Here is an 8,404-nt window from a genome sequence, read left to right on the forward strand (position 1 = left end):
ATGACAAATAAACCAGCATACGAGGAAACAGCTGACATCATCGACAATGCAAAAGGGTTAGTCGATAAGTATTTCGACAAACGTGAAGAAGAGGAATACGCACAGGCTGTTTACGATCAGATCATTGAACCACTTTACGATCTTTATAACCATGAACGAGGGTGGAAACGTGGACAACATTAATTGGGATCAATGGCAAGAAGAGGTTGATGAGCAGAATCCAGATTGTCCATGGGTAGATAGGAGTGACAACGAATGACATTGAAGCCAGTTATATTTGATGGCTACGCAGAAACTAAAGAAAACTTAGGTTATCAGCTCAAGCAATTTGAGGGTTACCAAGTTGAGAATGTTAAGAATGGCAAACATACCGTTGCCAAATTGCGTAAGCTACGCACTGAAGTGAACGAACGCAAGAAGGAATATAAACGGCCATATACGGACGCAATCAAGCCAATGGAAGATCAGGCTAAAGAATTAATGGCAATGATTGATGATGCAATCAATCCAATTGCTGAGCAACTTAAGAACATTGAAAACAGTCAGCGTGATGAACGTGAGAAACGAGTTAAATCACTGATCGCAGATATGGCATTCAGCCATCACATTGACCCGCTAGAAGTCGATATCAAACCTAAGTGGCTGACCAAATCAATTGGTGATCTAGAACTAAAACGTGAGATAGCTGACGAATTGAAGCTGATGGTCAAGTTCAGCAAAGGAACATTGCCTGATGGCATTAATCGTGTTAACGGTGCATTAGTGAGTGACGATGGTGAGATGGTACAGAAACACTTGCTGACTATCTATGTAACAAATGAGCAATTGAAGACGTTACTAAGTGACCTCAATGTTGCAGAAGTGCCATATGAAAAATTGGAGGTGTAATTAGTGGAAATTACAAACGCAAAAAATATCAAACGCAATAAGAGTTGGCGAGTAATCATCTACTCAAAGCCCGGAATTGGTAAGACATCATCGATCAAGTATTTAAAGGGTAAAACGTTAGTGCTGGATTTGGATAATTCAGCTAAAGTGCTTGAAGGTTTAGATATTGATGTGATCGAGTTTGATCGATCGAAGCCAGAAGAAGAACTAGTTGAGTTTTTGAAACAGGCACCGGAGTTAGCTAGGCAATATGACAATCTAGTGATCGACAATATCTCATCGCTTGAAAAGGATTGGTTTGTTGAAAAGGGTCGCAAGTCGCACAACGGTATCAGTAATGAATTGCAAGACTACAGTCAATGGACAAACTACTTTGCACGAATCATGATCACAGCTTATTCATTGAAAGACATCAACATTCTAACGACCGCTTGGGAGACACAGAACGATGTGACCACTGAAACGGGTCAAACATTTAGCCAGTACGCACCACAGATTCGCAAGAGCGTACGTGACGGACTGCTAGGCATGGCTGACGTTGTTGGACGTGTAGTTGTTAATCCCAAAACAGGTGGCCGTGGCGTGATTTTACAAGGCAATGATGGCATCTTTGCTAAAAATCGATTGGACGATCGCAAACTAGCACCGATTGAAGAGTTATATAACTTTGGATCCAAACAAAAAGAACCAACTAAAAAAGAAGAAAAGGCAGGTAAATAATAATGGCAGGATTTGATATGGATTACAGCAAGGCAAATGATTTTAACGTGGCAGATGGAGTATACGAAGTAGTAATTAACAGTGCCAAACAAGACGTTTTCCAGCAGAGTGGTAATGATTATATTCAATTTGATTTAATAATTAGAAATGACATTGCTGACCAAAAGAGTAAAGGATCACACATCTTCTATCGTATTTTTCCAAACAAAGAAACAAAAAAATATTCAATTGGAATGTTACTAGCAGTTGGTAAAGCAGCTGGTATCCCAGATAAGACCCATTTTGATAATTTAGATGACTACTTTAATAAGCTTTACCATTTACCATTGTTGGTCACGGTTAAAAATGAGAAGTGGGAAAGCAAAGGAAAAAGCGGTGAAAATTTAAACGTTAAAAAATTAGAAGCCACTAAGTTTCCTAAAGTCGCTCATAAATTTAAAACAGACGAAATCGATAAAGCTGAAAGCAATGCACAAGCTGGAATGAATGGCGATTCAATTGACATCAGCGATGCTTCACTTCCTTTCTAGGTGATCACATGAAACTAACTTACAGACAAGTCAAGAAACGATTGGAGCATGAACTAAATATGCCAATTGATCTATTGAATAAAGGCTATCCGATTACGGAAGCCGAGTACCAAGAAATTAAAGAAGAATTTAAGCGCAAGATCAAGTTGTAGAAATCCAACATGGCACTTGATCAGTTGCCGTTCTGAAAGCGAGGTGATTTAGATGAAAGGCGGGTGGGTTAAGTTATATCGAGAATTGCTGGATAAACCCATCTGGCAATTATCAACGTCCAATCAAAGATCGGTGTTAATTGCGATTTTGCTATTGGCAAATCATAGCGAGAACAAGTGGGAATGGAATGGAAAACCGTTCATTGTTAAGCCGGGTCAATTTGTCACTTCGATGGATAATTTAGCGAAAAAAAGTGGAAAAGGTATCACAAGGCAGGTTGTACGGGGTGCAATGCAAAGGTTCATCAAATACGATTTTATAACCATCGAAACAACCAAGGTCAATACCCTTATAAACGTTGTTAATTGGGAATCTTATCAATCTGAAAAATTGGAGACAACCAACGACTCAACCATTGGACAACCAAGCGACAACCAACGAACAACCACTAACAAGAATGTAAAGAATGATAAGAATGAAAAGAATAAAGATATATTGTCGGGCAAGCCCGACTCCACAAAATCTTTTCAGATTGACTATGCTAGTTTTTTTAAATGGTTCAACGAACAAACTGGAAGAAACTTCAAGAACGTAGACAGTAATCGAAGAATAATCAATGGACGGTTGAAAGATGGTTATACAAAAGATGATTTAGCAACGGTCGTTAAGTTTATGTCGAAGAAATGGCAAGGAACAGAGCAAGAACAATACTTGAGACCAAGCACACTTTTTAGGCCAAGTAAGTTTGAAGGCTATCTGAATGATGCCAAAAAGCAACATAAGTCACAAATCATCACAAAGGAGGACTTGTTTAGGTAATGAAAACGACGCAAGGAATGTTCAGTGAAGCCTTTATTGATCGTGTTGCTAAAGAGCATGGTGTTGACCAACAGCACTTACTTTCAAAAGACGAAATTGAACGACAAACAGTCAAGATGGCACAACAAGCGATTGCCCGTAAGCGTATTAAGGTTTTTGCGGCAATGTCAGTTTGGCCAGGTGGCAATATTCCACTGCATTTCCAGTTTTCTAGTTGGCAAGTCGATAAACAAGATAATCATGAGCTAGCTAAGTCGCTCGGTAAGCAAGCATATCAGCTGGCAATTAGAATGGAGAAAACGTCGCTCAACGTCATTATGTCGGGCGATAAAGGAACTGGTAAAACTTCATTGGCATTGGCTATCATGGATTATTTATCTGATAAAGGTCAAAGTGGCATGTTTGTATCAACTGCTGAACTGGCTAGTTTGATCGGTCAGCAATACGAATTAAGCGATGTGAAGGCACGATTGACAGATATTGAGCGAGCCATGACGGAAGTTGATGTGCTAATCTTAGATGATTTCGGCACGGAGGGCGGTATGAAGCAAGACATCAAACCAGTTCGCAGAGATATGCAGACACTGATGTATCGAGTAGCTAACGCCCGTGTTGATTTCGAGATGAACACACCTAGAAGATCAACAATTATCACAACAAATAATTCTGTCAGTGAGCTAAAGACTATGTACAACGACAAGCTGATCAGTCGACTGGTGCCCAAACCAACAAGTCAACAATTAGCGTTTTTAAACATGAAAGATGTACGAGGCATATAAAATGCAAAAGATTAAATGTCCAGCATGTTTGGGGACTAAGGAATACCCATGTACAGGTCACACATGTATCAGATGTGACGGAAAAGGATATGTAGAGTTTGGAAAGCAACAAATAGAAATGATGGGGTTATTACTAAATGTCAACAGGAAGGTGTGTGGAGAAACTGAAAGAAATTGATTTGACGTTGCCGATTGAACCAATTCAACAAATTCGGCCACGTGCAAGACGAATGGGCAAAAGCATTAGTATGTATGACCCGAAAAAAGTTAAAGATTATAAAAAAATGTTAGCAAAAATAGCTAGCGACAAGTATCTTCATGAGCCACTCAAAGGTGAATTGATTGTTGATTTAACATTTGCACGAGCAGTGCAGAAATCAGTTACTAAATCAGAACGTCTTAAACGCCTCTCAAACGCTCATAGGCCACGTATGAAGCCTGATGTGGATAATTACATCAAATCTACTTTAGACGGCTTAAATGGCGTGTTATGGAACGATGACGCACAGATTGTAGACTTGAATGCACACAAGGTTTATGACGTGATCCCACATGTGGATATTCGTGTTGTTGAAATTGCGGATTATTGATCGCGGTTTAATCAAGAAAAATAAACTAAATTCACACTTTGAATACAGAATCGATTTTAAGGCCAGAATTACACACGTTACAGCACGCTGTGGGAACTTTAATCACGTTCGGGGGTAAATATACTAGAAAACAAAACAAGCTCTTAAAACACCTATTATGGGCTTATAAATCAAACATAAAATTTGGAGGAATTTATCATGGAGGTAGACGATGACGAAAATTAATATGGAGGCTCTACAGGAGTTAGAAAGTGAATATCCTGAATTAAAAGGATTGTCTCAAAACGATCCACGTTTAGTTGCGTTGCGTGAACCCCTTGAACTTGATGAGGCTGTGAGCCGTAGACGGCCGAATACGGTCAGAATTAATAAGGTGATCGATCAATACTTACAGTTAGCAGTTAAGAACGATTGGCCTAAAGCAGAGATGCTCTATTGGCTTAACAATTCAGGACCACTACGAACACATTTGACTAATTCACAAATTGAAATGCGACAGTCATATACTGGTGTGAAATTAAAAACCAACGTAATTAAATTTGATCACAACGATCAAGAACACGTTGACAAAATTATCCTGGATAAAAAAGCACATGGAAAGTCGTTTGATCAAATTGCGATGATAATTAATGATCTAGGTTATGGAACGTTTGTCGATGCACCCTATGTTAATCATCGGTACCGTAAACTGATACCTAAGCATGAAATAAAACCGGAGTTAACTGGTGAAGAAAAGCGAATTGTTGATGTACAGATTGAGGTAGCTATGAACACTGAAATGGGTATTGACGACCTAGTTCATTATTTGAACAGAATGGCTAAGATTAAACATGAAGTAACACGCGATGTAGTAATTAAACGTGCTAAACGGATGCACATTAAACTGGAGGGTATGTAATGGAACTTTTTAACGATAATTTTCAAAATTACAAACGTTATGGCATTCCCAAAGCTCAGCTGGTTATCGCAGATATTCCGTACAACATTGGAAATAATGCTTATGGGTCAAGTCCTGAATGGTACGAGGGCGGCAATAATAAGAATGGTGAGAGTAGTAAAGCTAACTCAACGTTTTTTGATACAGATGTCGATTTCAGAATTGCGGAATTTATGCACTTTTGCTCGCACATGTTAATTAAGGAACCTAAAGAAAGCGGCAAGGCACCGGCCATGATTGTGTTTTGTGCATTTCAACAAATTCAAATGGTGATTGATTACGGTGAACGTTACGGATTCAAACATTTTTATCCGCTAGTATTCGTCAAGAAGTCATCATCACAAGTCTTAAAGGCCAATATGAAGATTGTGGGAGCATGTGAGTATGCGGTGGTCTTGTATCGGGATAAATTGCCTAAATTCAACAATGACGGTCGTATGGTCATGAACTGGTTTCCATGGGATATTGACAACGGATATCCGAAGATTCACCCAACACAAAAGCCTATTCCAGTGTTACAGCGACTGATTCGTATTTTTACAGATAAAGGTGATGTGGTTATTGACCCAGTTGCTGGTAGTGGTTCAACATTACGAGCGGCAGACGAGCTTGGGCGGCCGTCATATGGCTTCGAAGTTAGCAAGAAGATGTATAAGGTTGCGAGTGAGAAAATGCTTAAGAACGCGGAAATATTGCTGTTGTGAAGAGGAATCGTAAATGTTAAAGCCGTGTCGAATTATAGTGATGAAGAAGAAAAACTGAAACAGTTGCATCGTGAGGGAGTGATTTAAATGGAAAAGGAAAAGTTGCAGGAAATCTTAGATAAGCATGTTAAATGGTTGAACAATGAATTAGGAGGTGTAAGGGCTGACTTACGGGACGCTGACTTACGATGTGCTGACTTACGTGGTGCTAGACTTAATTGGGCCAATTGGCATGAAGCTAAAAATATTAGAGTCTACGTAGCTGGTTTACAGTCCAGCCGTGAGAATGCTCAGTTAACTTACATTCCGAGTATTGATGTAGCTACAACTGGCTGCTGGCAAGGAACATGGCAAGGAACAATTGATCGAATTCATAGTGTTTATGCAGATGGCACGCGAAGACGAAAAGCATATGACTTAGCGATTGAATACATTGAAGATCAGATGGCACTGGATAAGGTGGAGGTAGAAGATTAATGGAAAAAGAGTGGATATGCCCGCGTTGCGAAACTTATAACGAATTAGATGACTACTTATTTGACGGAGATATTTCGATTGACAGGTGTAAATCGTGTAGATGCCAAGTTGAAATTACATGCCATAAATATACTGAATATGATGCTGTGGAGGTACAAGATGACTAAATACATGACAAAAGACAAAGTGTTAATTACCGCGGAAATTGAAAGGGTAGACAACAACACGACAGATCATTTACCCTATCTTGTCAAGATGAAAAATGGTTCCAACATCTGGATTTCGGAAAACGAAATTGTAGACAAAACAATCGGGTCCAATGGGGCAGAATCCTTTCAGCACTCGCTTTCTTTGAGTGATGCAACCACTTTAGATAAAGTTAACGCCGAGCTAGATTTTGCGTGGTTTGCAGTAAAAAAGATCCAAGATACTATTTGGGAACATGTACACCCTATTCATGGCGATAGTGATTCTAATACCCCTGAGGATTTTAAGGTATTTCTTAATAAGCTATCTACTGTTCGCTCCGAGTTAGAAGAAATTGGGAGTTTTATTGATTGCGCCCATATAGAGCGGGACTTCAAAATTGTGGAGAAGCAAGCGGGGGGATCAGATGACTAAATACATCAAAACGGGAACAACTGAGTTTGAGCAATTCGATGGTTCAGATGAAATGATTGGTAAATATGATATTGATCCCGAACAAATCGGTGAAGGAATGCCGATGTATCAGTTAGAAACACTAAAGGGAACGATACAAATCTTCATTGGCGATTGGATTGCAACAGGAGCCGAAGGTGAACACTGGCCCATTAAGGATGAGATTTTTAGGAAGTCCTATAAGAGACTGCCAGTGATTCCAAAAGCGTGGGGGGATACGATTGAAGAGTTTAAAGCTAACCACTACCGATTAGGAGAAATGTTCACTGAATGGGATTGGAACTATGATGAACAAGAACTGATTGCCCGCGCATGGCTAGACGGTTACGAGGTATCGGAGGTAGAGAAATGAAACGAACAGTATATGGACCAGAAAAATGTGATGCTTGGATTCAAACAATTTTCTTTCATCTTCCTTTAATGGATTCGCCTAAAGGACGCAAATATAATTATGTCAGAGCTAGGATGCGCGAATCAAGACCATCAGGTGGATATCCTCGATATTGGGATCAAAGAAATCGGCCTTATCAAATGTATAATAACGAACCACTTTATGGATATGGAAATGTTCCTTACTATTGGAAAGAAAGATATGGTGAATAGAAATGAAGCACGGACACAAACGTTCAGCAATCAAGAAAAAGAAGCGGCGCACAGAAGATGTGATTTGTTTGACCAGAGAAGTTGAAGAGCAATATGGCAGTGTTGCCAATGCACCAGATGATGATCCACGATTTGTGGAAATTCGCAGAGAATTGGCCGAAAACTCTTCGCTTGAAGTTGATGGAGAATTGCGTCACAAAGCGTTAACACCACGTCAAAAGGATTTGATAGTAGGGTATTGCCGTAAAGCTAATGAAAAATGGACAATGGCACAGACACTAGAGCACATCAAAGCTGATAATAAAGTTGGCCGTCTTGTGTCAGATGGGACATTGAGACATTATATGCATGATTTAGACGGGCACTTTTTAAAGAAGCATAAAGGAGCGATTAAAGATGCCAGATGAGAAACGACGTATTGAGAGTTGTATGCAAGTAAACGGTTATCAAGGCTATTCGGTCCGCTTTGATAAGTCATCTGTGGATGAATATGTTTATCATGTTTGTTGGAGCGATGGTAAAAAATATCTAATTAACGTAGATC

The 8,404-nt window shown here is 39.5% G+C and carries 15 protein-coding genes; all 15 read left to right on the forward strand.

Annotated features, from left to right (window positions below; all coding sequences use genetic code 11):
- On the forward strand, window positions 1-183 hold the full coding sequence (locus tag FD16_RS10310) for a hypothetical protein (protein ID WP_010622323.1): 183 nt from the start codon (window positions 1-3) through the stop codon (window positions 181-183).
- Between the two features lie 72 nt (window positions 184-255).
- On the forward strand, window positions 256-888 hold the full coding sequence (locus FD16_RS10315; RefSeq protein WP_010622322.1) for a DUF1351 domain-containing protein: 633 nt from the start codon (window positions 256-258) through the stop codon (window positions 886-888).
- 3 nt (window positions 889-891) lie between these two features.
- The gene (locus FD16_RS10320; RefSeq protein ID WP_010622321.1) at window positions 892-1,608 is read left to right on the forward strand and encodes an AAA family ATPase; all 717 of its coding nucleotides are present in this window, start codon (window positions 892-894) and stop codon (window positions 1,606-1,608) included.
- A gap of 2 nt (window positions 1,609-1,610) precedes the next feature.
- Window positions 1,611-2,138, forward strand: a complete 528-nt coding sequence (locus tag FD16_RS10325) for a DUF669 domain-containing protein (RefSeq protein WP_010622320.1) — start codon at window positions 1,611-1,613, stop codon at window positions 2,136-2,138.
- An 8-nt stretch (window positions 2,139-2,146) separates the two neighbouring features.
- Window positions 2,147-2,290, forward strand: a complete 144-nt coding sequence (locus FD16_RS12815; RefSeq protein WP_155804360.1) for a hypothetical protein — start codon at window positions 2,147-2,149, stop codon at window positions 2,288-2,290.
- A gap of 52 nt (window positions 2,291-2,342) precedes the next feature.
- Window positions 2,343-3,110, forward strand: a complete 768-nt coding sequence (locus FD16_RS10330; RefSeq protein WP_010622319.1) for a conserved phage C-terminal domain-containing protein — start codon at window positions 2,343-2,345, stop codon at window positions 3,108-3,110.
- Window positions 3,110-3,889: an ATP-binding protein gene (locus FD16_RS10335; RefSeq protein ID WP_010622318.1), complete on the forward strand. Its 780-nt coding sequence runs from the start codon at window positions 3,110-3,112 to the stop codon at window positions 3,887-3,889. Before FD16_RS10330 ends, FD16_RS10335 begins: the two co-directional genes overlap by 1 nt.
- 137 nt (window positions 3,890-4,026) lie before the next feature.
- Window positions 4,027-4,479 (forward strand): RusA family crossover junction endodeoxyribonuclease, encoded by a 453-nt coding sequence (locus FD16_RS10340; RefSeq protein WP_050899279.1) that lies wholly within the window; start codon window positions 4,027-4,029, stop codon window positions 4,477-4,479.
- A 211-nt stretch (window positions 4,480-4,690) separates the two neighbouring features.
- Window positions 4,691-5,377 (forward strand): hypothetical protein, encoded by a 687-nt coding sequence (locus FD16_RS10345; protein ID WP_010622315.1) that lies wholly within the window; start codon window positions 4,691-4,693, stop codon window positions 5,375-5,377.
- Window positions 5,377-6,120 (forward strand): DNA-methyltransferase, encoded by a 744-nt coding sequence (locus FD16_RS10350; RefSeq protein ID WP_010622314.1) that lies wholly within the window; start codon window positions 5,377-5,379, stop codon window positions 6,118-6,120. The genes FD16_RS10345 and FD16_RS10350 overlap by 1 nt, the downstream gene beginning before the upstream one ends.
- Window positions 6,121-6,207: 87 nt before the next feature.
- Window positions 6,208-6,597 (forward strand): pentapeptide repeat-containing protein, encoded by a 390-nt coding sequence (locus tag FD16_RS10355; protein ID WP_010622313.1) that lies wholly within the window; start codon window positions 6,208-6,210, stop codon window positions 6,595-6,597.
- Between the two features lie 159 nt (window positions 6,598-6,756).
- Entirely contained in the window at window positions 6,757-7,218 is a 462-nt protein-coding gene (locus FD16_RS10360; RefSeq protein WP_010622311.1) for a hypothetical protein, read from the forward strand.
- Entirely contained in the window at window positions 7,211-7,609 is a 399-nt protein-coding gene (locus FD16_RS13085; RefSeq protein ID WP_010622310.1) for a DUF1642 domain-containing protein, read from the forward strand. Before FD16_RS10360 ends, FD16_RS13085 begins: the two co-directional genes overlap by 8 nt.
- Window positions 7,606-7,860 carry a hypothetical protein gene (locus FD16_RS10370; protein WP_010622309.1) on the forward strand — a complete coding sequence of 85 codons (255 nt, stop codon included), beginning with the start codon at window positions 7,606-7,608 and terminating at the stop codon, window positions 7,858-7,860. Before FD16_RS13085 ends, FD16_RS10370 begins: the two co-directional genes overlap by 4 nt.
- A gap of 2 nt (window positions 7,861-7,862) precedes the next feature.
- Window positions 7,863-8,267: a hypothetical protein gene (locus FD16_RS10375; RefSeq protein ID WP_010622308.1), complete on the forward strand. Its 405-nt coding sequence runs from the start codon at window positions 7,863-7,865 to the stop codon at window positions 8,265-8,267.
- Window positions 8,268-8,404 lie beyond the last annotated feature (137 nt).

This window comes from Paucilactobacillus suebicus DSM 5007 = KCTC 3549 (assembly GCF_001434475.1).
Lineage (GTDB): Bacteria > Bacillota > Bacilli > Lactobacillales > Lactobacillaceae > Paucilactobacillus > Paucilactobacillus suebicus.

Coding starts and splice junctions, on each gene's coding strand:
- FD16_RS10345 (WP_010622315.1), top strand. CDS start 4,691: ATGACGAAAATTAATATGGAGGCTCTACAGGAGTTAGAAAGTGAATAT.
- FD16_RS10330 (WP_010622319.1), top strand. CDS start 2,343: ATGAAAGGCGGGTGGGTTAAGTTATATCGAGAATTGCTGGATAAACCC.
- FD16_RS10310 (WP_010622323.1), top strand. CDS start 1: ATGACAAATAAACCAGCATACGAGGAAACAGCTGACATCATCGACAAT.
- FD16_RS13085 (WP_010622310.1), top strand. CDS start 7,211: ATGACTAAATACATCAAAACGGGAACAACTGAGTTTGAGCAATTCGAT.
- FD16_RS12815 (WP_155804360.1), top strand. CDS start 2,147: ATGAAACTAACTTACAGACAAGTCAAGAAACGATTGGAGCATGAACTA.
- FD16_RS10340 (WP_050899279.1), top strand. CDS start 4,027: ATGTCAACAGGAAGGTGTGTGGAGAAACTGAAAGAAATTGATTTGACG.
- FD16_RS10360 (WP_010622311.1), top strand. CDS start 6,757: ATGACTAAATACATGACAAAAGACAAAGTGTTAATTACCGCGGAAATT.
- FD16_RS10315 (WP_010622322.1), top strand. CDS start 256: ATGACATTGAAGCCAGTTATATTTGATGGCTACGCAGAAACTAAAGAA.
- FD16_RS10335 (WP_010622318.1), top strand. CDS start 3,110: ATGAAAACGACGCAAGGAATGTTCAGTGAAGCCTTTATTGATCGTGTT.
- FD16_RS10325 (WP_010622320.1), top strand. CDS start 1,611: ATGGCAGGATTTGATATGGATTACAGCAAGGCAAATGATTTTAACGTG.
- FD16_RS10350 (WP_010622314.1), top strand. CDS start 5,377: ATGGAACTTTTTAACGATAATTTTCAAAATTACAAACGTTATGGCATT.
- FD16_RS10375 (WP_010622308.1), top strand. CDS start 7,863: ATGAAGCACGGACACAAACGTTCAGCAATCAAGAAAAAGAAGCGGCGC.
- FD16_RS10370 (WP_010622309.1), top strand. CDS start 7,606: ATGAAACGAACAGTATATGGACCAGAAAAATGTGATGCTTGGATTCAA.
- FD16_RS10355 (WP_010622313.1), top strand. CDS start 6,208: ATGGAAAAGGAAAAGTTGCAGGAAATCTTAGATAAGCATGTTAAATGG.